The sequence below is a fragment of the Pseudomonas sp. NPDC089569 genome (assembly GCF_050280625.1).
GTDB lineage: Bacteria > Pseudomonadota > Gammaproteobacteria > Pseudomonadales > Pseudomonadaceae > Aquipseudomonas.
The window spans coordinates 52,084-78,537 of record NZ_JBNNVQ010000018.1; the positions used below are offsets into that span (position 1 = coordinate 52,084).

Sequence of the window (26,454 nt, forward strand, 5' to 3'; positions counted from 1 at the left end):
TATTCAGCGAGCCAACAGAAACGCCAGAACACGCTCGCTGAACGCACTGCCGGCCTGAACGTTGGACAGGTGCGCGGCATAAAACTCGGCGTACTCGGCGCCCGCCACATGCTCTTGAATGAAGTGCCCGCCGGACGGCGGCGTGACCGCATCCTGGGTGCCGGCGACCACCAGCAGCGGCGCCTTGATCGAGGACAACTGATCACGGAAATCGGCATCGCGAACGGCCGCGCAATTGGCTGCGTAGCCCTCAGGCGAGGTGGCCGCCAGCATGTCGGTAATCTGCTTGGCCGCGGCCGGGTTGGCTTCGGAAAAGTCCGGGGTGAACCAGCGGGCAATCGACGCATCGCGCAAGGCGACCATGGCCGCCGGGCCGTCGCGCAGAACGGTTTCGATGCGCGGGTTCCAGATCGACGGATCGCCGATTTTCGCCGCGGTGTTGCAGACGATCAGCTTGTTCAGGCGCTGGCCGGCATTGATCCCCAGCCACTGGCCAATCAAGCCGCCCATGGACAGCCCGCAGAAATGCGCCCGCTCGATGCCCAGGCCATCCAGCAGCGCCAGGACATCACGGCCCAGTTGCTCGATGCTGTACGGCCCCGGCGTCACCAGGGATTGGCCATGACCACGGGTGTCAAAACGCAGCACGCGAAAATGCTTGGTGAACGCCGGCATCTGCGCATCCCACATGTGCAGATCCGTGCCCAGCGAGTTGGACAGCACCAGCACCGGCGCATCGACCGGCCCCTCGATTTGGTAGTGCAGTTCGCCATCGGCGAGTTGTACGAAAGCCACGGCTCTCTCCTTCAGACAGTCAATGCGTTGTGTTCGGCCACCGCTCGCTCGACCCAGGTTGTCGCCTGGCCGAGGTAATGGGCGGGGTTCAGCAGATGATCCAGTTCAGCAGGACTCAGTTGGGCAGTCACTTGCGGTTCGTCACCGAGTACCGCGCGCAAATGGCGCTGTTCGGACACCGCGCGTTTGCAGCATTGCTCCAACAGGTGATGGGCGGTGTCACGCCCGACCCGCTGCGCCAGGACAATACTCACCGCCTCGGCAAGCACCAGGCCCTGGGTCAATTCAAGGTTGCGGGACATGCGCCCGGCATCCACTTCCAACCCCTGAATGACCAGCAGTGCCTGTTTCAGGCTGCCGGACACCAGGCAGCAAATTTCCGGCAGTGTTTCCCATTCGGCATGCCACAACCCCAGGCTGCGCTCGTGTTCCTGCGGCATCGCGCTGAAGAGTGTCGAAAGCAGACCGGGAACGCGGGTCGCCGCGCCGATCAGCACGGCCGCGCCCACCGGGTTGCGCTTGTGCGGCATGGTCGAAGAACCGCCCTTGCCGGGGGCCGACGGCTCGAACACCTCAGCGGCCTCGGTCTGCATCAAGAGGCTGATGTCGCGCCCGAGTTTGCCAAGGCTGCCGGCGATCAGCCCCAGTACGGAGCCGAACTCCACCACACGATCGCGCTGGGTATGCCAGGGCTGCTCAGGCAGGCTCAACTGCAGTTCTTCGGCCAGCGCCCGGGCAATCGGCATGGCGTTCTCACCCAGGGCCGCCAACGTGCCGGAGGCGCCACCGAACTGCAGCACCAGCAGGCGCGGCCTGAGTTCCAGCAGGCGCTGACGACTGCGGGTCGCCGCCCCCAGCCAACCGGCGATTTTCATACCCAGCGTGACCGGCGTTGCGTGTTGCAGCCAGGTGCGCCCTGCCAACGGCGTGGCGGCATGACGTTGCGCCTGGTCGGCAAGGGCTTGCCCCAGTTGCGCCAGATCTTGCTCGATCAGTTCCAGGGCCCGGCGCAGTTGCAGCACCAGTCCGCTGTCCATCACATCCTGGCTCGTGGCGCCCAGATGCACATAGCGCTCGGCTTGTGCATCGTTCACGGCAATATGCCTGCCCAACGCCTTGACCAACGGGATCGCCGAATTGCCGGCGGTGGCAATCGCTTCACCCAGAGTGCCGAAGTCATAAAGCCCGGCCTGGCACGCCGCTTCAATCGGCGCCACTGCACTTTGCGGTATCAGACCGACCCGCGCTTCGGCCCGGGCCAGTGCCGACTCGAAATCGAGCATGGCCTGCACCCTGCCCTGATCGCAGAACACATCGCGCATATCGCGGGCAGTGAAATAGGCATCGAACAATTGATTGCCCGGTCGCTGGTTCATAAACAGTCCCTGGAGGCGCGGGCCGCTGCGGCCCGCGCAAAGATCAAAGGTCGTGGTGCAAGTACGCGGCCTGTTTCGGCAGACGCAGGCTGAACAGGAACGCCACGGCCATCATGACCGTCACGTACCAGTAGAAGGAGTTTTCCATGCCCACGGCCTTGAGGCTCAAGGCAACGTATTCCGCCGAACCGCCGAAAATCGCGTTCGCCACCGCATAAGCCAGGCCGACACCCAGTGCACGCACCTCCGGCGGGAACATTTCGGCTTTCACCAGTCCGCTGATCGAGGTGTAGAAACTGACGATGGCCAGGGCCAGGGTGATCAGCACGAAGGCCATGAATGGACTGCCGACACTTTTGAGGCTCAACAGAATCGGCACGGTGCACAAGGTCCCGAGGGCACCGAACCACAACATCGAGTTACGCCGGCCGATCTTGTCGGCGAGCATGCCGAACAGCGGCTGCATGCACATATAAAGAAAGAGCGCACCGGTCATGATGTAACTGGCGGTCTTGGCATTCATCCCGGCCGTGTTCACCAGGTATTTCTGCATGTAGGTGGTGAAGGTGTAGAAAATCAGCGAGCCACCGGCGGTGTAGCCAAGCACGGTGATGAACGCCGCCTTATGGTCGCGAAACAACGCACCGATACTGCCGGCATCCTTGTTTGCACGCATTTCCTTGCTGGTGGTTTCTTTCAGCGAACGCCGCAGGAACAGCGAAATCAGCGCCGCCATCGCACCGACCACGAATGGAATCCGCCAGCCGTAGGCACGCAGGTCATCCTCGGTGAGAAACTGCTGCAAAATGACGACCAACAGTACCGCCAGCAATTGCCCGCCAATCAATGTCACGTACTGGAAGGAGGCGAAGAATCCACGCTGGCCCTTGAGGGCGACTTCGCTCATGTAGGTGGCGGTCGTACCGTACTCACCGCCCACCGAAAGCCCTTGCAGCAGACGGGCGAACAGCAACAGCACCGGTGCCCATACCCCAATGCTGTTGTAGGTCGGCAAACAGGCGATCAGCAGGGAACCGAAGCACATCATCAAGATCGAGATGAGCATGGAATTCTTGCGCCCGTGCCTGTCTGCCACCCGGCCAAAAATCCAACCGCCGATAGGACGCATCAGGAACCCGGCGGCAAACACGCCTGCGGTGTTCACAAGCTGCACGGTAGGGTTATCGGACGGGAAAAAAGCCGGGGCGAAATAAATCGCGCAGAAGGCATAGACGTAAAAGTCGAACCATTCGACCAGGTTGCCGGAAGAGGCGCCGACAATGGCAAAGATTCGCTTGCTGCGCTCTTCGCCGGTGTACAGCGCGGGTGAAGCCGAAGTAGTTGTCATTGTTTTTTACTCAATGGGGACAGTGAGAGTCTAGACATACTTTGCAACAGTCCCGTTCCACAGAAACATCAGCGACACAAATCCCTGTGGGAGCGAGCCTGCTCGCGATAGGGTCGCATCTGACGACATCACCGCTGGATGTGCCGACGTCATCGCGAGCAGGCTCGCTCCCACAGGTGTTGCGGTGCTCACTCAATAATCGAAGAACACCGTCTCGGCATCGGTGCCCTGCAGAATCACGTTCCACTGGTAAACACCGCCCGCATCCTTCTTCGCCAGCAAGGTATCCCGGCGCTCGGCCGGCACACATTCGAGCAAAGGATCGTTCACGTTCGCAGGTTCACCCTCGAAGTAAATCCGCGTGAGCAAGTGCTTGACCAGGCCACGGGCAAACACCAGCACCACCAGATGCGGGGCCTGGGTCGTGCCCTGAAGCCCTTCGACCGTACCCGGCTTGATCGTGGTGAAACGGAAACGCCCTTCGGCATCCACCGGCACCCGGCCGAACCCTTCGAAATGCGGGTCCAGGGGTTTGTCCTGATCGTCCTCGGGATGGTCATACTTGCCGGCGGCGTTGGCCTGCCAGACTTCCAGCATCGCGTCGTTGACGACATCGCCGTTACCATCGACCACTTGCCCGGTGATCGCCACGCGCTCACCCAGGGTTTGCTCGACGGTCAGGTCTTCGCGGTTCAGCCAGGTCAGGCCGATGTGGTAGTACGGCCCAACGGTGTGGGACGTGGTCGCAGTCAGCGTCATCTTATTTCTCCATCGGCGTGGCATCACGGCCGCGCAATACGATGTCCCAGCGATAACCGAGGGCATAGGAAGGGATGGTTTTTTCCAGATCGAAACGGGCGATCAAACGCTCTTTGGCGCTGGTATCGGGCACGCAGTTGTAGATCGGGTCGTACGCCAGCAACGGATCGCCAGGGAAATACATCTGGGTGACCAGGCGAGTCAGGATGCTCGGCCCGAACAACGAGAAGTGAATGTGCGCCGGACGCCAGGCGTTGTGGTGGTTGCCCCACGGATAAGCGCCGGGTTTGATCGTCTGGAACTGATACCAGCCATCGGCATCGGTCACGGTGCGGCCGGTGCCGGTGAAGTTCGGGTCCAGCGGCGCGTCATGCAGATCACGGGCATGGGCGTAGCGTCCGGCGGCGTTGGCCTGCCAGATCTCCACCAGGATCCCCGGTACCGGCAGGCCGTTCTCGTCCAGCACGCGGCCGTGAATGATGATGCGCTCGCCCTGCGGCTGACCTTCATGCTGAGCAGTCAGGTCGTTGTCCTTTTCGTTGACGCGTTCGGCGCCGATGGTCGGGCCGGTGATTTCCGACAGCGAATGCGGCAGGAACACCAATGGCTTGGATGGCGAGCGCAGATTGGTGGATTGGTAGGCCGGATGCAGGTACGGCGGTTGGGTGCCTTCCTGCGGGCGACGGTAACCAGGCTTGTCAGTCATGAAGCATTCCTCAATTCTTGTCAGTGGACGCCGTGCGTCAGACCCGTTCGATGGCCAAGGCCAGACCCTGGCCGACACCGACGCACATGGTCGCCAAGCCTTTCTTGCCGCCCGTTTTTTCAAGCTGATGCAGGGCAGTGAGCACCAGTCGCGCGCCACTCATGCCCAGCGGATGACCCAAGGCAATCGCACCACCGTTCGGGTTGACCTGAGGTGCGTCATCGGCGATCCCCAGGCCGCGCAGCACCGCCAGACCCTGGCTGGCGAACGCCTCGTTGAGTTCGATCACGTCGAAATCGCTGACGGCCAGCCCCAGGCGTTCAGTCAGTTTGCGCACCGCAGGGACCGGGCCGATGCCCATCACCCTTGGCGCCACACCGGCGCTGGCCATGCCCAATACCTTGGCACGGGCGGTCAGGCCGTGTTTTTTCACCGCTTCGGCCGAGGCCAGGATCAACGCGGCGGCGCCATCGTTCACGCCCGAGGCATTGCCTGCGGTGACGGTTTTGTCGGGGCCATTGACCGGCTTGAGTTTGGCCAGGGCTTCCAGCGTGGTGTCGGCGCGAGGATGTTCGTCCTGGCTGACAACCGTTTCGCCCTTTTTATGCGCGATGCGCACTTCGACGATTTCTTCGGCGAAATAACCCGCGGCTTGCGCGGCGGCCGTGCGTTGCTGACTGCGCAGCGCGAACGCATCCTGATCCTCGCGAGACACCTCATGCTCGTCGGCGACATTGTCGGCGGTCTGCGGCATCGCATCCACGCCGTACTGGGCTTTCATCAGCGGGTTGATAAAGCGCCAGCCGATGGTGGTGTCTTCAAGCTTCATGTTGCGCGAGAACGCCGCGTCGGCCTTGCCCATCACGAAAGGCGCACGGGACATCGACTCGACGCCGCCGGCAATCGCCAGCTCCATTTCGCCACTGGCGATGGCGCGGAACGCCGTGCCGATGGCGTCCATGCCCGAGGCACAGAGCCGGTTGAGGGTCACGCCCGGAACGGTGTCCGGCAGGCCCGCCAGCAGCAACGCCATGCGCGCCACGTTGCGGTTGTCTTCGCCGGCCTGGTTGGCGCAGCCGAGGAACACCTCGTCCACCGCATTCCAGTCCACCGAAGGGTTGCGCTCCATCAGCGCCTTGATCGGCACGGCAGCCAGGTCGTCGGCGCGAACCGCGGACAGGCCACCGCCGAAGCGGCCGATAGGGGTACGAATCGCGTCGCAGATATAAACGTCACGCATCATGCTTCTCCCGGTGCCTGGCCATGAGCGGCCGCCGTGCGGGCTTCGAGATCGCGCAGCGCGGTCAGTTCGGTTTCAGTCGGTTCAGCGGTGGTTGCCACCTGCTCGGCGAAACGGATCGGCCAACCGGTGGCTGCGGTTACCTGCTCGCGGGTCACGCCAGGATGCAGCGCGGTCACCACGAACTCGTTGGTGCCGGCCTCCGGCTCCATGATGCACAGGTCGGTGATGATGCCGACCGGACCTGCGCCCGGCAGACCGAGACGCTTGCGCGAATCGCCGCCCTCGCCATGGCCGACCGAGGTAATGAAGTCGAGCTTGTCGACGAACGAACGCGCCGACTGCTTGAGGATGATCAACACGCTCTTGGCGGAACCGGCAATCTCCGGCGCACCACCGGCACCCGGCAGACGTACTTTTGGCGCGTGGTAATCGCCGACCACCGTGGTGTTGATGTTGCCGAAACGGTCGACCTGAGCGGCACCGAGGAAACCGACGTCAATGCGTCCGCCTTGCAGCCAGTAGCGGAAAATCTCACCGGTCGGCACCACAGTGTCAGCGGTTTCCGCCAGCTCACCGTCACCGATCGACAATGGCAGCACGCTCGGCTTGGCACCGATCGGACCGGACTCATAGATCAGGACCACATCAGGCGAAGAGGTCAGGCGCGCCAGGTTGGCCGCTTTCGATGGCAGGCCGATGCCGACAAAGCACACCGAGCCGTTCTTCAAGCGGCGGGCAGCGGCGACGGTCATCATTTCATTGGTGGTGTAAGTCATTACTTCGCCTCCGAAGCGGCGGCCAGTTTGGCCTGGAACTCGCTGAAATCAGCGCTGCCGTGGATGTATTCGTTGATCCACGCGGTGAAGGTTTCACGGTCGCGGGCAATCGGGTCCCAGGCTTGATAGAAGCGGTTGTCGCGTTCGGTGTAACCATGTGCGTAGGACGGATGTGCACCACCCGGTACGTGGCAGACCGCGCTCAGCGCCCAGGTCGGCAGAACACAGGCGTTCATTGGCGCATTGAGGTCGTCGACGATTTCTTCCACGGTAACAATGCAACGCTTGGCCGCCAGTGCGGCTTCTTTCTGCACGCCGAGAATGCCCCACAGCAGCACGTTGCCCTTGCGGTCGGCTTTCTGGGCGTGAATCACGGTGACGTCCGGACGTACCGAAGGGACCGCCGCCAGCACTTCACCGGTGAATGGGCAAGTGACGGACTTGATCAGCGGGTTGACCTTCGGCAGGTCGGAACCGGCGTAGGCGCGCAGCACCGCGAACGGCAGGCCGGAAGCGCCGGCGACGTAGGCGTTGGCCAGGTCGGCGTGGCTGTGCTCTTCGATTTCCAGCGCATGGGGCCACTGCTTCTCGACCGCATCGCGCAGACGGTGCAGGGAGCCGACGCCCGGGTTACCGCCCCAGGAGAAGATCAGCTTGCGTGCGCAACCGGCACCGATCAACTGGTCGTAGATCAGGTCAGGGGTCATCCGCACCAGGGTCAGGTCTTTCTTGCCCTGACGAATGATTTCGTGACCCGCCGCCGTGGGGATCAGGTGAGTGAAGCCTTCGAGCGCGACCGTATCGCCGTCGTTCACGAATTGCTTCACTGCGTCATGCAGCGAAAGAATCTCAGCCATTGGGGCAGGCTCCCATTTTATTAACCGACAGTGGTCGAAAAAGGCGCCGATGCGCAGCGCCGGAATGACTGAAGATTAAGCCTGTGAAATACGCCGAACAATCCGATAATCGACTGAGTGTTCGTTTATCGAACACATTGTTGCCTGACTATCAATCTTGAAAAGCTTCGCGGGCAAGCCTCGCTCCTACGGGTTGAGTGGCGTGCGCGATATCGCGGACAACGCGCATCCGGTAGGAGCGAGGCTTGCCCGCGAAGAGGCCATCGACTGCAGATAACTGATCGTTCCCATGCTCCGCGTGGGAATGCAGCCCGGGACGCTCCGCGTCCCAAAAGCGGACGCAGAGCGTCCATTGAGGCATTCCCACGCGGAGCGTGGGAACGATCACCGGAATCAGACCCTAGGTCGCATCCGCATGGCTGACCACGCCCTTGATCAGCACCGCCGCAGTTGCCAGCGCCGCCGGAATCACCAGCGCCGTCAGTACCTGTTCGAAATTCCAGCCCAGGCCGAGCAACGTGGCGCCCATCCACGCTCCGAGGATCGCGCCGAAGCGGCCAATCCCGAGCATCCACGATACGCCCGTGGCGCGACCCTGGGTCGGATAAAAGCGCGCGGCCAGCGACGGCATCGCCGATTGCGCGCCGTTGACACACATCCCGGCCACCAGAACCAGCGTCGCCAGCAGCGTGATACTGCCCAGGCTCTGCCCGACCGCGTAGGCAAACACCCCGGCCAGCAGGTAGAACGTGCCGATGACTTTGTGCGGATTGAACCGGTCCATCGCCCAACCCACGCCCACAGCGCTCAAAACGCCGCCCAACTGAAACAGCGCACCAATGAAGGCCGCCTGCTCCATGCTCGCGCCACTGTCACGCATCAGCGTCGGTAGCCAACTGGTCAGCAGGTACACAATCACCAGGCCCATGAAGTAGGTCAGCCAGAGCAATAGCGTGCCGATGCTATAAGTGCCGGAGAAAACCACCGCAAACACGTTGCGTGCCTTCACCGTTTTCTGCTCCGGCACGCTGAAGCTTGTGGCTTGGGCCACGACTGTGGGCTCGATAGGCGCCAGGGTCTTGCGCACTTTGTCGGTGCCGCGGTTACGGACCACAAGGTAACGGGCCGATTCCGGCAACCAGAGCAGCAACACGACCGCAAGCATCAACGGCAAAATCCCGCCGATCAGCAGCAGGCTGTGCCAGCCGAAGGCTGGAATCAGTTTGGCGGAGATGAACCCGCCACCGGCCATGCCCAGGTTGAAACCGCAGAACATGCTGGTCACCAACAGGGATTTCTTGCGCTCCGGGGTGTACTCCGACAACAGCGTCGTCGCGTTGGGCATCCCGGCTCCCAGCCCCAGACCGGTCAGGAAGCGCAGGACCAGCAATTGATCGACGTTGGTGCTATAAGCCGAAGCCAGGCTGAATGCGCCGAACAACAACACCGCCCCCACCAGTACGACTTTGCGCCCGAAGCGGTCGGCCAGTGGGCCTGAGCCCAGCGCGCCGAAGACCATGCCGATCAACGCCGCACTCATCACCGGGCCAAGGCTGGCGCGGTCAATGCCCCAGTCCTGGGACAGGGCCGGCGCGATGAACCCCATGGCCGCGGTGTCCAGGCCATCGAGGAAGACGATCAGAAAACACAGGATCACCACGCGCCACTGGTAACGCGAAATGGGTTGAGCGTTGATGAAAGACTGCACGTCAAGGCAGCTTCCTACAGCAGACTGAGGCTGGTTCATTATTTTTATTCCACGCAAGGAACACAGTCGAACAGAGGCCAGCGCCGCGCTGGCGTTGTCACGAGACAGAAGATGTGCGGATCAGACGATCCGGGGCCGGCCATTTAGCCAGTGGGAAAAGCGACAGGTCGTGAACACGCTCATGGGGGGCCTCTTCTCATTATTATTGGAGTCATCGTCCGGCGCCGGATCGATATCGACAGCGCCGGATGACGCTGCCGCGACATTAATGAGCCAGGGGAAAGAGCGTCAATTCGTCAAACGCGACTGTGTGCGTTTATCGAACAGCTTAGGCAAACAGCTGGGCGCTGAGATCCCGGCTGGCGTTCAACAGACCGGGGAGAAAGCGTTGCTCGAGTTCGCTGCGGCTGACCCGCCCGGCATGGGTGCTGACGTTGAGAGCCGCGACCACTTGACCGGAAGCGTCGTAGACCGGAACCGCAATCGAACGCAAGCCCTGCTCCAGCTCCTGGTCGACGATGCACCACCCCTGCTGCCGCACTTCCTGAAGACATTCGAGCAAGGCTTGCGGGGTATGAATCGTGCGGCTGGTCTTGGCCTGCAGATCGGCGTGATCGAGGTATTCGCCCAGGGAGGTGTCATCCAGTGCCGCCAGCAGAATCCTGCCCATCGATGTGCAGTAGGCCGGCAAGCGTCCGCCCACTGAAAGGTCGACCGAGATCAGACGCTGGGTGGTGGCCGACCGGGCAATGTAAAGGATGTCGTCACCTTCCAGCGTGGCCATGTTGCAGGCTTCGTGAAGCTGCTCGCTCATGCGGTCCAGATAAGGTTGGGCTGAAACCGCAAGCGGTGTCGACGACACATAGGCATGCCCCAGGGTCAGCACTTTGGGCAGCAAGGAATAAGTCCGGCCGTCGGTGGTGGCGTAGCCGAGTTTTATCAGGGTGTGCAGGCAACGTCTGACAGCGGCGCGGGGAATTTCAGTGCGGTGACTGATCTGGGCGATGGTCAGGTGCCGCTTGCGCTCCTGGAACGCCTGTACGACAGCCAACCCTCGCGCGAGCGACGTCATGAAATCCGGGTCGCCGGTCATGGCCTGGATCCGCTTGGCAGGCGACGCGACGATTGGCGGTGCCACTGAAGCGAAAGAATTGCGCAATTGATCGTTCATACAAGGTCCCTTTCCTACACGGATCAGTCATTACAAGCAGCATGGGCCCGGCAAAACAAGCCTTCCCTATCAAGATCGGGCGATTATCGAACCATTGACCGATAATCGCAATCGACACCATAACCCAGGGCCGGCTGACCGTCCGGGCCATACTCCTCTTGTGTTATCGCGCCGTGCGCAAGGCAGACTTACAGAGCCCGTGTAGTTGTTCCAAGTTGTTCGGCTTAATGGCGCCAGAAAGACATCGCCGCCCGGTGATATATCGCTCGACACGCTAGTTGACGGTAAAGTTTCGGTCTACAAAACAATGGTGCGGCAACATTCACTTTTAACTCTTCGACGATAGTGTTCTGTGATTCGCTCGCTATAATACAAATCAGTAGCCAGGCGGTTGTTCTTTCGCCGCACTTGCTACCCGGCAGCGCGATGTTCAATTGCCGCTGCCTCCGGCTGGCCTCCGACGCTGACTGCATTTGCATCGCCTACGTGCTCGCCGGAACAGGAATCTGATGCTACGTCAGCAATTTATCTCTGGTGCCGTGGCCGCCTGCAACATGGACGTACTGATCGCCTAGCCGTCAAAAGCGATACCGACATGGGCCCAGCCCATTCGTCGAGTGTGATCGATACATTGAACGCAGTGCGTTACACCAGAACTTATCTCTACTCAATCAGGTAATACTGTGACGAAAGACGAACTGCGCGCGGAACTTGAGCGCCAGGAACAACGTTACAAGGAAGTTTACGGCGGGGAAGTCACCACCTACGCCGCCCAGCCCGAACCGGAACGCAAGCCCTGGCGTAAACGCGCCACCGTTCAGGACCAGGTTTTCAAGCAGGAACTGGAAAAAATGGAAAAAGAACTCAAATCCGAAGAGCCATGACGGCCTCGGGTTGATTCTTTTTCAGAGGGCTGTGTTTTCACCCGTTAAAAGCGGGATGTTTTGATGTTGCCTTTTGTGCCCGCTACAAGCGGGCAGCAGCCACCCTGCCGATCCGACAGGGTAAAAGGCTCATATATGACCACCCTTTCAGAAATTTCATACAAGCGATTCGACCTGCCCCAATGCGGGCGAAACCCTTGCGCCATCAGCGTTTGCGAAGAAATTCAATGACTTGCGGGCATCAAAAATTCACATAGGGTTGCCCCCCGATCGCAAAAAATTTCATTGAAGAATGTTACCGATGAGCAGCTAGTGCATCGATTGACAGTCTTTTCTGGCATAATCGCGCCCCCTTATGACCGGGTCAGAAAACCTTCATGATCGATTTATTCAGCGGACTGGATGCTTGGGTGCTTGTGAGCCTCTTGCTCGCCCTGGCTTTTGTTCTCGCCTTCGAGTTCATCAATGGATTTCATGACACCGCTAACGCGGTAGCCACTGTTATCTACACCAAAGCGATGCCACCTCACCTGGCGGTGTTCTTTTCCGGTGTGTTCAATTTCCTCGGCGTATTGCTGGGCGGCGTAGGCGTGGCGTATGCCATCGTCCACCTGCTGCCGGTGGAGCTGCTGATCAACGTGAATACCGGCCATGGCCTGGCGATGGTGTTCTCGCTGCTCGCCGCAGCCATCACCTGGAACCTGGGCACCTGGTACTTCGGTATCCCTGCCTCCAGCTCCCACACGCTGATCGGTTCGATCCTCGGCGTCGGCCTGGCCAACGCCCTGATCAACGATATTCCGTTGGCCGATGGGGTGAACTGGCAGAAAGCGATCGATATCGCCGCCTCCCTGGTCTTCTCGCCGATGGCTGGCTTCCTGGTCGCCGCACTGGTGCTGATCGGCCTTAAATGGTGGCGTCCGCTGTCGAAGATGCACAAGACGCCGGAAGATCGCCGCAAGATCGACGACAAGAAACACCCTCCATTCTGGAACCGCCTGGTACTGGTGATCTCCGCCATGGCCGTGAGCTTCGTGCACGGTTCCAACGATGGCCAGAAAGGTATCGGCCTGATCATGCTGGTGCTGATCGGTATCGTGCCGGCACAGTTCGTTCTTGACCTGAGCAGCACGACCTACCAGATCGAACGTACCCGTGACGCCACCCTGCACTTGAGCCAGTTCTACAAGCGCAATGCCGACTCCCTTGGCGAGTTCCTGGCGTTGGGCAAAAGCGTTGAAGGGGATCTGCCGGAGAAATTCCGTTGCAATCCGCAGCAGACGGAACCGACCATCAATGCCCTGCTGGACACCCTCAAGGGTGTAGCCGACTACCACTCGCTGCCGTCGGAAAGCCGTATCGAAGTGCGTCGCTACCTGCTGTGCCTGGACGACACAGCGAAGAAAGTCGCCAAGCTGCCAGGGTTGGGGGCCCGCGAGAAAGCTGACCTGGACAAGCTGCGCAAGGACCTGACCACCACCACTGAATACGCTCCGTTCTGGGTAATCCTGGCGGTCGCCCTGGCCCTCGGCCTCGGCACCATGATTGGCTGGAAACGCGTGGTGCTGACCATTGGCGAGAAGATCGGCAAGCAAGGCATGACCTATGCCCAGGGCATGTCGGCGCAGATCACCGCAGCGTGCATGATCGGCCTGGCCAACGTCTTCAGCCTGCCGGTCTCCACTACCCATGTCCTGTCTTCCGGCGTGGCCGGGACCATGGTCGCCAACAAGAGCGGCCTGCAAGGTGGTACCGTCAGGACCATCCTTCTGGCCTGGGTGCTGACCCTGCCAGCCACGGTCGCCCTGTCGGCCGGCCTGTTCTGGCTGGCATCGAAGGCATTGGGCAACTGATACAAGCAGCATGAAAAAAGGCGCGCTCCGCAAGGACCGCGCCTTTTTTATTGTCAGGATATTCGCAACGCACAAATCACTACTGTAGGAGCGAGCACGCTCGCAATGGAAGTCCAGACACCGCTGGGCGTCAGGCTGCCAGCGTTATCGTTGACGACCATCGCGAGCATGCTCGCTCCTACAGGGGATTGGAGTATTTCCACACGTTTTTTTCAGACAAAAAAAGGGCAACCGAAGTTGCCCAAAATGCCTTGCGTGCTCATTACATCCAGAAAAACCTACGGCTTTTTCCGCTTATGCGAATCCTTCCAGATAAAAAGTCCGAACCCTGCGAAGAAAACAAACATGAGGCTGACAGTCAGCACTCCGGCGAACACCACGTTATCGAAAAACATGACGCGTCTCCTGCAGTTGCCTTGTTGCGATGGGGTTAAGTTAACCAATCAGGCAGGAGGGAATATTGACCGGGATCAATGTCGGCGCAGACCGGTTTGGGGAACCGACGCAAGGAGTGGGCATACTGATTTGCATCAATCGATGCAGGGAGGGTTCAACGCTTTTTCGGTTTGTTCTTGGACTTTTTCTTGGCTTTTCCCAACGGCATCGCCTGCTCGAACGCCTGGCGTACTTCATTGAGGCGCTTGTCGTTGAGTTCATGGACACGCTTGGCACGTTCGGCGTTGAGGTCGATCAGTTTGTCATCTGGGTTCATGGTGTTCAGGCATCGCTTGAAAGGAAGTTCAGCTGCCGTATCGTGCGACAGGATTGCTCCAATAATGCGGTCTGGCGGCGGCGCTGACCAGCCACGCGCTCAAATCTCGATATCGACCCACAACCCCTGACGAGGCTGGCCGTCGATCAAAGGCGCCACCGGCACCGTATTGTCGGCATTGAGTTCGTCACCAGGAATCGCCAGATGCGCTTGCGGATCCTCATCCGCCTCGCGCCGACGCTGTTCGCGCTCCCGCCGCTTGCGCTGTTCCTCGCGCAACAGCAACGCCGTTTCTTCGGGATCGCGATTTTTCAGATCGATGGTGCTGTCGCTTGAGCTTTCCTGCGCCGGCACCACAGGCGCGATGTCGGGGCGCGGGCGAACCGGGTCGTGCTGGGACGTGATGGGCACGGCACTCAAGGGAAGCATCGGTGGCAGCATAGTTATCGGTCTCCTGTCTGCAGGCTGTCGGCTGCGCGAATGGCGACTTGAGCCATCGGTCGCAAACTGTGAACCAATTGGCACGCCGGGCGCTATCGCGGACTAGCATCCTTTCAAGTCTTGCAGATCAGAAATCGTCCGAGCGCGGCCCGAATCTACGGTAGTTCCTGCACAGGTAATCCATTGGTCTGGAGACCTGATTCCGTTAAGATAGCCCGCTTTTTTCAAGGTGGGAGTCAGGCAGCATGGCGCAGCAGTATCAACCGGGACAACGCTGGATCAGTGACAGCGAAGCCGAGCTGGGTTTGGGCACCGTTCTGGCACAGGACGGCCGCTTGTTGACCGTGCTCTACCCGGCCACTGGCGACACTCGCCAGTACGCGCTACGAAATGCCCCCCTCACGCGCGTGAGGTTCTCCCCGGGTGACACCATCACTCACTTCGACGGCTGGAAACTGACCGTACGCGAAGTCGAAGACGTCAATGGTCTTCTGGTCTACCACGGCCTCAACGCCCAGAACGAAGCGGTCACCCTGCCGGAAACCCAACTGTCGAACTTCATCCAGTTCCGCCTGGCCAGCGATCGCCTGTTCGCCGGGCAGATCGACCCGCTGGCCTGGTTCTCCCTGCGCTATCACACCCTGGAACACACCAGCCGCCAGCTGCAGTCCTCGCTGTGGGGCCTGGGGGGCGTGCGTGCGCAACCGATCGCCCACCAGTTGCACATCGCTCGCGAGGTCGCCGACCGTATCGCGCCACGGGTTTTGCTGGCGGACGAAGTGGGCCTGGGCAAAACCATCGAAGCCGGCCTGGTGATCCATCGCCAGCTGCTTTCGGGTCGCGCCAATCGCGTACTGATCCTGGTTCCCGAGAACCTTCAACATCAGTGGCTGGTGGAAATGCGCCGGCGTTTCAACCTGCAAGTCGCGCTGTTCGACGAAGAACGCTTCATCGAAAGCGATGCCTCCAACCCGTTCGAAGACACCCAACTGGCGCTGGTTGCGCTGGAATGGCTGGTGGACGACGAAAAGGCTCAGGACGCGTTGTTCGCGGCAGGCTGGGACTTGCTCGTGGTCGACGAAGCGCACCATCTGGTGTGGCACGAAGACCAGGTCAGCCCCGAATATTCGCTGGTCGAACAACTCGCCGAAACCATTCCAGGCGTGTTGCTGTTGACCGCCACCCCTGAGCAACTGGGTCAGGACAGCCACTTCGCCCGTTTGCGCCTGCTCGATCCCAATCGTTTCCACGACCTGCACGCCTTCCGTGCCGAGAGCGAACACTATCGCCCGGTCGCCCAGGCCGTTCAGGAGTTGCTGGACAAGGGTCGTCTGTCGCCAGAAGCACACAAGACTATCCACGGTTTCCTCGGCAACGAAGGCGAAGCCTTGCTGGCTGCCGTCAACGATGGCGACACCGAGGCCAGCGCGCGACTGGTTCGCGAACTGCTCGACCGCCATGGCACCGGCCGCGTGCTGTTCCGTAATACCCGCGCCGCAGTACAAGGGTTCCCGGAGCGCAAACTGCACCCCTACCCGCTGCCATGCCCGGACGAGTACCTGGAGTTGCCACTGGGTGATCACGCCGAGCTGTACCCGGAAGTCAGTTTCCAGGCTCAGCCGGATGCCAGCGAAGAAGATCGCTGGTGGAAATTCGACCCGCGCGTCGAGTGGCTGATCGACCAGTTGAAAATGCTCAAGCGCACCAAAGTACTGGTGATCTGCGCCCACGCCGAAACCGCGATGGACCTGGAGGACGCACTGCGCGTGCGCTCCGGCATTCCGGCCACGGTGTTCCACGAGGGCATGAGCATCCTGGAACGTGACCGCGCCGCCGCCTACTTCGCCGACGAAGAGTTTGGCGCGCAAGTGCTGATCTGCTCGGAAATCGGCAGTGAAGGCCGTAACTTCCAGTTCTCCCATCACCTGGTCCTGTTCGACCTGCCGTCGCACCCGGACCTGCTGGAGCAGCGTATCGGTCGCCTGGACCGCATCGGCCAGAAGCACACCATCGAGTTGCACGTACCGTACCTGGAAACCAGCCCCCAGGAGCGTCTGTTCCAGTGGTACAACGAGGCGCTGAACGCGTTCCTCAACACCTGCCCGACCGGTAACGCCCTGCAGCACCAGTTCGGCCCTCGCCTGCTGCCACTGCTCGAAGAAGCCGACGACGGTGAATGGCAAACGCTGATCGACGAGGCCCGCGCCGAACGTGAGCGCCTGGAAGCCGAGCTGCACACCGGCCGCGACCGCTTGCTCGAACTCAACTCCGGTGGTGCCGGCGAGGGTGAAGCGCTGGTTGAAGCCATTCACGAACAGGACGACCAGTTCGCGTTGCCGATCTACATGGAAACCCTGTTCGATGCTTTCGGCATCGACAGCGAAGACCATTCGGAAAACGCCCTGATCCTCAAGCCCAGCGAGAAAATGCTCGACGCCAGCTTCCCGCTCGGCGACGACGAAGGTGTGACCATCACCTACGATCGCAATCAGGCGCTGTCGCGCGAAGACATGCAATTCATCACCTGGGAACACCCGATGGTGCAAGGCGGCATGGACCTGGTGCTGTCCGGTTCCATGGGCAACACCGCCGTGGCGCTGATCAAGAACAAAGCGCTCAAACCCGGCACCGTGCTGCTGGAACTGCTCTACGTCAGCGAAGTGGTTGCCCCGCGTTCGCTGCAACTGGGCCGCTACCTGCCACCCGCCGCGCTGCGCTGCCTGCTGGATGCCAACGGCAACGACCTGTCGGCCCGGGTGGCATTCGAAACCTTGAACGACCAACTGGAAAGCGTACCGCGCGCCAGCGCCAACAAGTTCATCCAGGCCCAGCGCGATCAACTGACGCCACGGATCAACGCCGGCGAGGACAAGGTCTACCCGCGTCACGCCGAACGTGTGGCACAGGCCAAACATCGCCTGGCGGCCGATATTGATGAAGAACTGGCACGCCTGACCGCGTTGCAAGCGGTCAACCCAACCGTACGCGACAGCGAACTGGTCGCCTTGCGCAAGCAACGCGATCAAGGCCTGGCCATGTTCGAGAAGGCTGCGTTGCGACTGGAAGCCATCCGGGTACTGGTGGCAGGCTAAGCGCCCTGCTCTACCGGACAAAAAGAAGGCCCGCATTGATGCGGGCCTTCTTTTTTGTTGTTGATTTCCCGGGAGTAGAAGGAGGTCTTATCGCGAGCAGGCTCGCTCCCACAAAGTTTGTGAACACCGACGAAGATGTGGGAGCGTGCCTGCTCGCGATGCCCTCATGCCGTCGCCGCAGCAACCTCAGGTTCAACCGGCGCCAACCCTTCCTTCATCCGCCGGGCATCGCGCACGAAACACCGTGAAGCCAGTACCAGAAACACCATGGTGAAAAACAGCGCCACCGGGATCAGGTACATCGCGTCATGCAGGCCAACCGCCTTGAAGGCTTCAGTCATCTGGTCGGCACCCGCGGCGAGCATCGCCGAATGCGCAAAGTGGTCGGACAAGGCGCCCACCACCACCGGCCCCAGACCACCACCGAGCAGATAGAGCCCGGCAAAAAACAGCGCCATGGCCGTCGCCCGCAAGCGCGGTTCGACGACATCCTGGATCGCGGTGTACACGCAGGTGTAGAAGTTATAGGCAAACAGCCAACCGACACTGAACACGGCCACGAACACGCCGATGTCGATCCGCCCCGAATGCAGCGCCCACGCAGTGCACAAGGTGGAAATGACCAGGCTGAATGCGGCAAACAGCAGGCGCCCGTTGGCCACGCGCTGATGAATCTTGTCCGCGACCCAACCACCCAATGTCAAACCGATCAGCCCGGTAATACCGACGATGATTCCGGTCGCCACTGCCGCATCCTGCAACGGCATCTGGAAATACCGCTGCAGCATCGGCACCAGGAACGAGTTGCAGGCATAGGTGGCGAAGTTGAAGCACAGCCCGGCCAGCACCAGCCACAGAAAAGTCGGCACAGCCAGGACACGGCGGATCGGTCGCTCCACCCGCTCGCGGGAAATTTGTACGCTCTCCGCTGCGCCCCGCTCAGGCTCCCTGATGAAGAACATGAAGGCCGCCAGAATCAGCCCGGGCACGGCAGCGATGAAAAACGGCGCACGCCAGCTGTCGAACGCCTTGACCATCGCACCGATGGTGAAGAACGCCAGCAACAGCCCCAACGGCAGCCCGAGCATGAAAATCCCCATGGCCCGGGCCCGGCGGTGAGCCGGAAACAGGTCGCCGATCAGTGAATTGGCGGCTGGAGCATAACTGGCCTCACCAATGCCGACCCCCATGCGCACCAGCAGGAAACTCCAGAAACTGCCCACCATGCCGTTGATTGCGGTCAGCCCGCTCCACGCCGCCAGGCCCCAACCCATCAATTTGCTGCGAGAGCCGGTATCGGCCATCCGCCCCAGGGGGAGACCGGCGATCGCATAGACAAGGGTAAAAGCAGTGCCGATGATGCCCAATTGGAAATCGCTGAGATGCCATTCCATGCGGATCGGCTCGATGATGATCGCGGGAATCGTACGGTCGAAGAAGTTGAACAGGTTGGCCAGGAACAGGAGGAACAGAATGCGCCAGGCATTCGCCGCTTGGGTCGAGTTCTGCATGGGTCCGTCTCTTTTATTGTTTTTAGGGGCGTCACTGTCCCCGGAATCTGCAATCTAGACAGGCCTGTCAACGCTGTCTGTCACTATTCGCAAGCTTGATATCAGTCCATGGCATGTACCCTGTGGGAATGTTCGCAACACAGGGCCCTGGCAGTTCGTCCGACTGCGCAAAAATAACCTTCGTCCCCCCTTCCCAAGCCGATAGCGAAGCCTAGAATAGCCGCCTTCTCCTCCCCCATGCCCTGACCCTCATCCTTAAGTAATCGCCCATGTCCGAAGCCAGTCCGTGCCTGAATTGCGGTGCCTGCTGTTCCTACTTTCGCGTGTCTTTCTTCTGGGGTGAATGCACCTCGTCCGGAGGAACGGTACCTGACGAACTCGTCGAGCAGATCAGCCCCAGCCGCGTAGCGATGATCGGCACCGGCTGCAAACCCGCGCGATGCATCAGCCTGGAAGGTGAAGTGGGTCAAAAGGTGCAGTGCTCGATCTACGAGCAACGTTCGACGCCCTGCCGGGAGTTCGACGCTTCCTGGAGCAATGGAGAGGCCAATACCGATTGCGACAAAGCCCGCGCCGCGTTTGGCTTGCCAGCCTTGCTACCGACATCGGAAATGCCCGAGAAACAAAGCGCATAAGATTTAGCACCAATCGCTATCAAACTAATTTCAAAATGTTTGGCACTAATGTGCCAGCACCCATTGCGCTCCTCCAGCGGCCTCTATACTTCAGTGCATTCGCCAGCGTTCATTGCGCTGGCCTGACTAAGATGGGGCATGCCTATGGAGTGGCTTGGTCTGCATTTCATTACCGAGCAGCCAGAAAGCGGCCAGGTCATACTCAACTGCATACATGACCCATTTCTGGTGCTTCTGGCTTTTCTGGTCGCCTGTGCAGGGAGCTTTGCCACACTGGACATGGCCGAGCGCGTCGCCCATGCGGAAAATGCCGCGTCCCGGCGGCTCTGGCGCTGGGTCGGTGCCGGATGCCTGGCGGGTGGCATCTGGGCCATGCACTTCATCGGCATGCTGGCGTTCCAGGCACCGATCAATGTGCATTATCAACTGCCCGTAACCCTGGCCTCCCTGATGATCGCCCTGCTCGCTTCATGGCTGGCGATGCATACACTCAGTCATCCTGTCTTGAAATTCCGGCAATGCCTGAAGGCTTCAATCTGGATCGGCCTGGGCATTGCCAGCATGCATTACGTGGGCATGTCCGCGTTGCGCTCACCGGCGGTGGCCTACTATCAACCGACGCTGTTCGCGCTCTCCGTTGCCATCGCAATTGGCGCCAGCCTGGCGGCACTGCTGCTGGCCAGTTACCTGCGCAACGGCGCCGGCCTGCTCCATCAACTGCTCAAGTACTGCGCCAGCCTGATTCTTGGCACTGGCATCGTCAGCATGCATTTCACCGCCATGGCCGCCTTCAACCTGGTGCTGCCGTCCGGCAGCCTGCTGGCGCAACCCGCAGAGAACAATCACTTGCAACTGGGGCTGACGGTGGCGGTCATGACACTGCTGATCATCGGCAGCTGCATCAGCGCGGCATTGGCGGACAAGAAACTGCAACACAAGGAGCATGACCTGCAACGGGTCAACTCCCTGCTCAGCCAACTGGATCAGGCGCGTATGTCCCTGCAGCAGGTGGCGCACTACGACCCCTTGACCAACCTGATCAATCGCCGGGGCTTCAATCAGCTCTTCGCCGAAAAACTCAGCGAAAAGGCTCACGACGGCGGCATGCTCGCCGTGCTGTTTCTGGACATCGACCACTTCAAGCGCATCAACGACAGCCTCGGTCACGACGCCGGTGACGAATTGCTCAAGGTACTGGCAGGCCACATCAAAGGTTCGGTACGCAGCCATAAGGATGTGGTGGCGCGCTTCGGTGGCGATGAATTCTGCATGCTCATCGATCTGCATGAACGCGAGGAAGCGCGACATATGGCCCAGCGCATCATGCAAAAGATGAAGGAACCCATCGAGCTGGCCGGGCGGCGCATGGTCATGACCACCAGCATCGGCATCAGCCTGTTTCCCGAAGATGGCAAGACGTGCGAAGAACTGCTGAAAAATGCCGACCTGGCGCTGTATCAGTCCAAGGGCTGTGGCCGTAACGGACTGAATTTTTTCAGTGCCAATCTCAAGGCGCGCGCCACGCTGGAGCTTCAACTGGAGGAAGAACTGCGTCACGCGCTGCGAGAAGACCTCGGCCTGATGCTCTATTACCAGCCGATCTATGACCTGAAAACCGGGCAGGTCAGCAAACTTGAAGCCTTGATTCGCTGGCAACATCCGGTTCACGGGCTGCTTGCACCGGACCGTTTCATTCCCCTGGCCGAAGCCAACGGGCTGATCACCGAACTGGACAACTGGGTATTGCGCAAGGCCTGTGAAGACCTTGGCGAGTTGTCGCGACAGGGTTGCGAAGAACTGAAGATCGCCGTGAACTGCTCGCCCCTCAGCCTGGTGCGTGAAGAACTGGCCGGGCAGATCGAACAGGCCTTGCGTAGCGTCGGGGTTGCGCCGCAACGGCTGGAACTGGAGGTCACCGAAAATGCCCTGATGGGCAACATCGCCGACACACTGGTGTTGCTGCGTCAGATTCGCGCCCTGGGCGTTTCGCTGTCGATCGATGACTTCGGCACCGGTTACTCCTCCCTGGCCTACCTCAAGCGCTTGCCGCTCAACACGCTGAAAATCGACCGGTCGTTCATCCTGGACATTCCCAAGTCCACCCAGGACATGGAAATCGTCCAGGCAATTATCGCCATGGCCCACACCCTGCATCTGGAGGTGGTCACCGAAGGCGTTGAAACCTTCGAGCAGTACCAGTTCCTGGAGTGCCATGGCTGCGACTTCGTCCAGGGTTACCTGCTCAGCCGCCCGGTGCCGCTGGTTGAACTACGTCCCGTGTTGAATGAGATCAACCAGCGCAAGCACGCTTACACGGTTACTTCGTTGAATCGGCTGCACGGTACATCTGCACTAATGTAGAAGGGTCTTTTTCCAGGAATCCCTGCCCGCCATGCAGGCGCATCAGTTGGGCCGCCAGGCCACTGATCGGCGTGGCCGAACCCTGTTCGCGGGAAAACTTCACCGCCGTGTCCAGGTCCTTGAGCAAGGTCCGCACGTGCCATTTCACCGGTTCGAACCGGCTCTCGGCCATTTGCGGGCCGAGGATCTGCAACGGTCTGGAATCGGCGAAACCGCCGGCCAATGCTTCGGCGATCAGGCTCGCATCCACGCCGGAACGCTCCGCCAGCGCCACCACTTCGGCAATGACCAGGGCGTTGCAAGCCACGATCATCTGGTTGCAGGCCTTGGTCACTTGCCCGGCCCCGACAGCGCCCATGTGCGTCACGCGCTGGCCGAGACTGAGCAACACAGGCCTTACACGTTCAAGATCGGACGCCTCGCCACCGACCATGATCGCCAGACTCCCCGCCTCGGCGCCGACCACGCCCCCGGACACCGGCGCATCGAGCCAGCCCATGCCGGTTCCGCCGACAAGCTCTGCCGCCATTTCCCGCGTCGCCGTAGGTTCCAGGCTGGAGAAATCCACCAGCAACTGGCCACTTTTCGCCCCTTCGGCAATTCCGCCCTCGCCAAACACCACCCGACGCACCACTGACGTGTCGGCCAGGCACAACATCACCACATCGGCGTGCTGGCACAACTCGGCGGGGCTGGCGACCTGGCGGGCGCCAGCCTCGACCAACGGTGCGCACTTGTCCGGGTTACGATTCCAAACCGCCAACCGGTAACCCGCCGCCAGCAAGCGCCGACACATCGGCAAGCCCATCAGACCGATTCCGGCAAAGCCCAATGAAGGGTGCGACATCATTTTGACTCTCGTTGATTAAAGATCGCTGAATATTGGCCGATTAATCATGAATCAGGAAAGGATTCCCCAACGACCCTCAGGCCAAGGCTCTGAAATTCGGGTCAATTACGCGCACAAAAAGACGCGATTACTCATTCCGTGAAGGGGCGACAACAGATTGCCGCCCGACCAACCAGCCCAGGTAGATGGCGTACGATGACTTCCAAAAACAACCCGGCCACTGCGATACCCGACCTGACCTTGAGCCCTGCGGCGAACAGCCCCGTCTCGACGAAGCCATTGCTCCCTTCACGCCCGTCACCTACCCAGCAATACCTGTACTTCACCGAAACCAATACCGACCGCATCCTCGATAACCTCGACGGCCTGCGCGACATGGTGTTCCCGCGCCCGCCACACCTGGAAGGCGACAATGAACAGCACAGTTCCCAGGAATTCCCGTCGGTCTGCCTGATCGGTCTGGGGCGTTGCGGGTCGAACATCGCACTGGACGTTGCGGAGCTTGTGTACAACGCCCGCAAGTTCTATCTCAATGAATTCAATAACGAAGACCGCTCGTCGGCAGACAAGCGCTTCGCCGAGAAAGGTTACAGCCCGGCACAGTGGATCCGCACCAATCTGCGCCTGATCCCCAACAAGGCCACCAAACCGGTATTCCTGGTGGAGCCGCTGGTAATGCTCGGCGACCTGGACAAAGACATCGCCGGACGCATCCGCTTCTCGCGCAAGAACGAGAAAAGCGGCTTCCTGCGCGATTACAGCAAAATGAAAATCATGGATCTTTCGGAAGTCCATGCCGGTGGCGCCGGTAACGCTCCGATCCTGGGCCAATACCTGGCCAAGATCATCCTGAACAAGGACACCCAGCGTTTCTCCAGCCCTGACTGGAAGATGATTCACTCCTATCTGATCGATAGCTGCGGTATCAAGGCCAACCAGTCTCGCCTGTATTTCTCGATCTTCAGTGCCGGCGGCGGTACCGGTTCGGGGATGGCGTCGGAGTTCGGCCTGGCCCAACAGCATTCGTACATGAACAAGACGTTCGACACCAAGCCGATGGATGAGCATGACGGCAAGAGCGGTCACTCGTTCGTGTTCGAGCCGATTTTCACCAGCGGCATCTGCGTGCTGCCGAACATTTCCGACCACCGCAGTGAAATGTCCGAGGCACTGCACATCAACGCCGGCCGCCTGTTGTGCAAATACCTGTCGGAAGAATGGGATTTCTCCTACAACTTCGCCAATGAAGACAGCAGCGAAGCCAGTGTCATGGGGCGCATTCGCCCATGGAACGCGATGATGCTGATCTCCAACGACATCATGCGTTATGCCGAAGAGAGCGATGACGGCAACATCCAGAACATTGATGTCAATGCAATGGAGAAGCACGCCAACCAGTACATCTCGCAGCAGATCTTCAACATTCTGACCGCGCAGGCCGTTACCACCGACTACGACCAGAACTATTTCCGTCGCGCCGGCATCGACATTGGCGAAACCATTCGCCTGGACGCCAACGACCTGTTCATGAGTCTGGCCGGCCCGGTGGCGATTGCCTACGCCGAGTCCGTGGTTCCGGAAACCCCGGCACCTACCAGCGACAAGTTCAAGGTGTTCGAGAAAGAACAGCAACGCCTGAACATCGATGACCTGTTCTTCCGCTCCATCGACCTGCCGCACTTCAACAAGGTCACCCAGGCCATCGAAGGCATCAGCCTGCTGCCTATCGAGTCCAAGCGCTATCGCGCATCGCTGGAGCAATACAAGAATTCGGGGTACGACGCCGCCGCGCTGCACGACCTGCATTTCTTCAAGAACTGTTCGTCGGTGGTGTCGATCGTTTCCCTGCCCAAGGACTACAAACTGTCCTACATGGACCTGAACCGGTTGAAGACCCATCTCAACAACCTGTTCCCCAATACCACACTCAAACGCTATGCGCTGGTGATCGGCGCCTCGGCCAACCTGTCGCTGACCACCCTGATCGCCAAGAGCCCGTGCCTGTCGGACGACTTCCTGACGCTGATCGTGGCGTTCATCAAGCGTTGCTTCGCACGCAGCCCGTACCGCTTCGACGAAACCCTCGACAATTCGATGCTGGACTTCATCATCAACGAGGAATTCGACGAAGAGCGAATCGACGATTTGCTCAATGAATTCGAGAACCCGGCGAAGATCCTCGATACCAACTGGTACGCGATCAAGCCGATGTATGAAAAGAAATACCGTGAACTGATCAACGACAAGGAAAAATTCGTCTCGATCAACGACATCCGCCTGTCCCGGGATTGCGTGAAGAAAGCGATCAAATACCTGCGCGAGATCTACCGTCACCGCATTGGCAAGACCAAGGTCATTTCGCTGAATAACCATACGGGCAAGACAGCCTACGGCGGCTGATGCCATCGCGAGCAGGCTCGCTCCCACATTTGATTGTGTTCTCTCATTGAGAATGCGATCGCTGTGGGAGCGAGCCTGCTCGCGATTGGGGCATCACTTGCCACACATCTAAACATCCAGAAACAATTAAGCAGCCATCAGGCTGCTCGCTTAACTGTTCCCGTTACGTTTACGTCACCGTGAGGCTGTGGCCTTTCTCTACGGCAACCTGCCATCACGCTACTCGGCTACACACTTTCCCTTGCCAATCACCAGCACCATTTAGGTGCAACCTGTCAGGCGGATGCTCTTTCCTGGACCAGAATCCAGGGTTTGACCACGACCGCCCACATCTCGGGATTGCGCTCGACAAGGTCCAGGGCCTGCGTCGCAGACAGCTTGGCAAGCTTGTCCTCGGCCAGCCAGGCCGCCACTTTGTGCCCTTCATCCTGGGCCATGGCCTCGGCCGCAGCGATCAAATCCAGGCTCTGCTCGACCCACAATAGGGCACCCTTGGCAAAGAACGGCTCCAACTCCTTCCAGGTAATTGATGCGGTTTCACCAAGCAGCTTGGCATAGAGGGTGCTAGGTTCTTCAATCATGGGTTTGTTCCGGAAAAGAAATCGACGCAATGATAACGTCGGTGGTCTGGCATAAAAACCCGGATGCAGTTTGCGTCACCGAATGAAAAGCGCAGGAATGCCAAGGAATGCACGGAAGCTGGCTCTAGCCCCGTCAAAACCACGCCGCAATTCTGACTTTTTCTTTCAAAAAAGCGACACCCCCAAGTTTTGCCCCCCGGCGCCAGCTTCCCAGGCTGACAATCGGCGCTCTACACTGTACCGGTACAGTTGCCGAGGGGCTTTTCCGGGGAATGTCGTGGATATGTGACCCGGTTCTGCACGAATCCGGGCGCGCAATCAAAGTGGTGAAATATGCGCTTGACGTTACGGAGCAGACAGTCAAGGAAGCTGATATCCGCGGCAAACTTGCCGCA

22 protein-coding genes are annotated in these 26,454 nt (G+C 60.0%); 6 read left to right on the forward strand and 16 right to left on the reverse strand.

From position 1 onward, the window contains the following. Nucleotides 1–3: 3 nt before the first annotated feature. The 10 genes from pcaD to pcaR all read right to left on the reverse strand — a co-directional run bounded on the left by pcaD (nt 4) and on the right by pcaR (nt 10,739). Entirely contained in the window at nt 4–795 is a 792-nt protein-coding gene (gene pcaD / locus ACQKP2_RS11060) for a 3-oxoadipate enol-lactonase (protein WP_427576329.1), read from the reverse strand. Between the two features lie 11 nt (nt 796–806). After that, the gene (locus ACQKP2_RS11065; RefSeq protein WP_427576331.1) at nt 807–2,171 is read right to left on the reverse strand and encodes a 3-carboxy-cis,cis-muconate cycloisomerase; all 1,365 of its coding nucleotides are present in this window, start codon (nt 2,169–2,171) and stop codon (nt 807–809) included. Nucleotides 2,172–2,214: 43 nt separating this feature from the next. Next, nucleotides 2,215–3,519 carry an MFS family transporter gene (locus ACQKP2_RS11070; protein ID WP_427576333.1) on the reverse strand — a complete coding sequence of 435 codons (1,305 nt, stop codon included), beginning with the start codon at nt 3,517–3,519 and terminating at the stop codon, nt 2,215–2,217. A 192-nt stretch (nt 3,520–3,711) separates the two neighbouring features. Then, on the reverse strand, nt 3,712–4,278 hold the full coding sequence (pcaG, locus tag ACQKP2_RS11075; RefSeq protein WP_427576335.1) for a protocatechuate 3,4-dioxygenase subunit alpha: 567 nt from the start codon (nt 4,276–4,278) through the stop codon (nt 3,712–3,714). Nucleotide 4,279: 1 nt separating this feature from the next. Next, complete coding sequence (pcaH, locus tag ACQKP2_RS11080) at nt 4,280–4,984, reverse strand: protocatechuate 3,4-dioxygenase subunit beta (protein WP_427576337.1); 705 nt, start codon at nt 4,982–4,984, stop codon at nt 4,280–4,282. 37 nt (nt 4,985–5,021) lie between these two features. Continuing rightward, nucleotides 5,022–6,227: a 3-oxoadipyl-CoA thiolase gene (gene pcaF / locus ACQKP2_RS11085; protein ID WP_427576339.1), complete on the reverse strand. Its 1,206-nt coding sequence runs from the start codon at nt 6,225–6,227 to the stop codon at nt 5,022–5,024. Beyond that, the gene (locus ACQKP2_RS11090; protein ID WP_427576340.1) at nt 6,224–7,003 is read right to left on the reverse strand and encodes a CoA-transferase subunit beta; all 780 of its coding nucleotides are present in this window, start codon (nt 7,001–7,003) and stop codon (nt 6,224–6,226) included. Before ACQKP2_RS11090 ends, pcaF begins: the two co-directional genes overlap by 4 nt. Then, nucleotides 7,003–7,860: a CoA transferase subunit A gene (locus ACQKP2_RS11095; RefSeq protein ID WP_427576342.1), complete on the reverse strand. Its 858-nt coding sequence runs from the start codon at nt 7,858–7,860 to the stop codon at nt 7,003–7,005. Before ACQKP2_RS11095 ends, ACQKP2_RS11090 begins: the two co-directional genes overlap by 1 nt. 400 nt (nt 7,861–8,260) lie before the next feature. Continuing rightward, complete coding sequence (locus tag ACQKP2_RS11100; protein WP_427576343.1) at nt 8,261–9,607, reverse strand: MFS transporter; 1,347 nt, start codon at nt 9,605–9,607, stop codon at nt 8,261–8,263. Nucleotides 9,608–9,896: 289 nt separating this feature from the next. Next, complete coding sequence (pcaR, locus tag ACQKP2_RS11105; RefSeq protein WP_427576344.1) at nt 9,897–10,739, reverse strand: pca regulon transcriptional regulator PcaR; 843 nt, start codon at nt 10,737–10,739, stop codon at nt 9,897–9,899. A 683-nt stretch (nt 10,740–11,422) separates the two neighbouring features. On the opposite strand from pcaR, the gene ACQKP2_RS11110 reads away from it, so the two are divergent. Then, the gene (locus tag ACQKP2_RS11110) at nt 11,423–11,623 is read left to right on the forward strand and encodes a hypothetical protein (RefSeq protein WP_427576346.1); all 201 of its coding nucleotides are present in this window, start codon (nt 11,423–11,425) and stop codon (nt 11,621–11,623) included. Nucleotides 11,624–12,000: 377 nt separating this feature from the next. Further along, entirely contained in the window at nt 12,001–13,476 is a 1,476-nt protein-coding gene (locus tag ACQKP2_RS11115) for an inorganic phosphate transporter (protein ID WP_427576348.1), read from the forward strand. A gap of 278 nt (nt 13,477–13,754) precedes the next feature. Here ACQKP2_RS11115 and ccoM read toward each other — a convergent pair whose 3' ends face one another. The 3 genes from ccoM to ACQKP2_RS11130 all read right to left on the reverse strand — a co-directional run bounded on the left by ccoM (nt 13,755) and on the right by ACQKP2_RS11130 (nt 14,629). Beyond that, nucleotides 13,755–13,871 carry a cytochrome c oxidase subunit CcoM gene (gene ccoM, locus ACQKP2_RS11120; protein ID WP_427576350.1) on the reverse strand — a complete coding sequence of 39 codons (117 nt, stop codon included), beginning with the start codon at nt 13,869–13,871 and terminating at the stop codon, nt 13,755–13,757. Between the two features lie 155 nt (nt 13,872–14,026). After that, nucleotides 14,027–14,188, reverse strand: coding sequence for a hypothetical protein (locus ACQKP2_RS11125; protein WP_427576351.1), 162 nt, complete (start codon nt 14,186–14,188; stop codon nt 14,027–14,029). Nucleotides 14,189–14,287: 99 nt separating this feature from the next. Then, on the reverse strand, nt 14,288–14,629 hold the full coding sequence (locus tag ACQKP2_RS11130) for an aspartate-semialdehyde dehydrogenase (RefSeq protein WP_427576352.1): 342 nt from the start codon (nt 14,627–14,629) through the stop codon (nt 14,288–14,290). A gap of 245 nt (nt 14,630–14,874) precedes the next feature. Between ACQKP2_RS11130 and rapA the strand changes: the two genes are divergently transcribed. Further along, nucleotides 14,875–17,721 (forward strand): RNA polymerase-associated protein RapA, encoded by a 2,847-nt coding sequence (gene rapA, locus ACQKP2_RS11135; RefSeq protein ID WP_427576354.1) that lies wholly within the window; start codon nt 14,875–14,877, stop codon nt 17,719–17,721. 164 nt (nt 17,722–17,885) lie between these two features. Here the strand turns inward: rapA and ACQKP2_RS11140 are convergent, their stop codons facing one another. Continuing rightward, on the reverse strand, nt 17,886–19,232 hold the full coding sequence (locus ACQKP2_RS11140) for a spinster family MFS transporter (RefSeq protein ID WP_427576355.1): 1,347 nt from the start codon (nt 19,230–19,232) through the stop codon (nt 17,886–17,888). 269 nt (nt 19,233–19,501) lie between these two features. On the opposite strand from ACQKP2_RS11140, the gene ACQKP2_RS11145 reads away from it, so the two are divergent. Both ACQKP2_RS11145 and ACQKP2_RS11150 read left to right on the forward strand, forming a co-directional pair. Next, on the forward strand, nt 19,502–19,867 hold the full coding sequence (locus tag ACQKP2_RS11145; protein WP_427576357.1) for a YkgJ family cysteine cluster protein: 366 nt from the start codon (nt 19,502–19,504) through the stop codon (nt 19,865–19,867). 144 nt (nt 19,868–20,011) lie between these two features. Continuing rightward, a complete protein-coding gene (locus ACQKP2_RS11150; protein ID WP_427576359.1) occupies nt 20,012–22,228 on the forward strand; it encodes a putative bifunctional diguanylate cyclase/phosphodiesterase in 2,217 nt (738 codons plus the stop codon). Here the strand turns inward: ACQKP2_RS11150 and ACQKP2_RS11155 are convergent. Beyond that, nucleotides 22,185–23,078 (reverse strand): NAD(P)-dependent oxidoreductase, encoded by an 894-nt coding sequence (locus ACQKP2_RS11155; protein ID WP_427576360.1) that lies wholly within the window; start codon nt 23,076–23,078, stop codon nt 22,185–22,187. The genes ACQKP2_RS11150 and ACQKP2_RS11155 overlap by 44 nt on opposite strands. A gap of 195 nt (nt 23,079–23,273) precedes the next feature. Between ACQKP2_RS11155 and ACQKP2_RS11160 the strand changes: the two genes are divergently transcribed. Further along, a complete protein-coding gene (locus tag ACQKP2_RS11160) occupies nt 23,274–25,478 on the forward strand; it encodes a hypothetical protein (protein ID WP_427576362.1) in 2,205 nt (734 codons plus the stop codon). A gap of 275 nt (nt 25,479–25,753) precedes the next feature. On the opposite strand, the gene ACQKP2_RS11165 is transcribed toward ACQKP2_RS11160, so the two are convergent. Next, the gene (locus tag ACQKP2_RS11165; protein ID WP_427576364.1) at nt 25,754–26,059 is read right to left on the reverse strand and encodes a DUF2288 domain-containing protein; all 306 of its coding nucleotides are present in this window, start codon (nt 26,057–26,059) and stop codon (nt 25,754–25,756) included. Between the last annotated feature and the right edge of the window lie 395 nt (nt 26,060–26,454).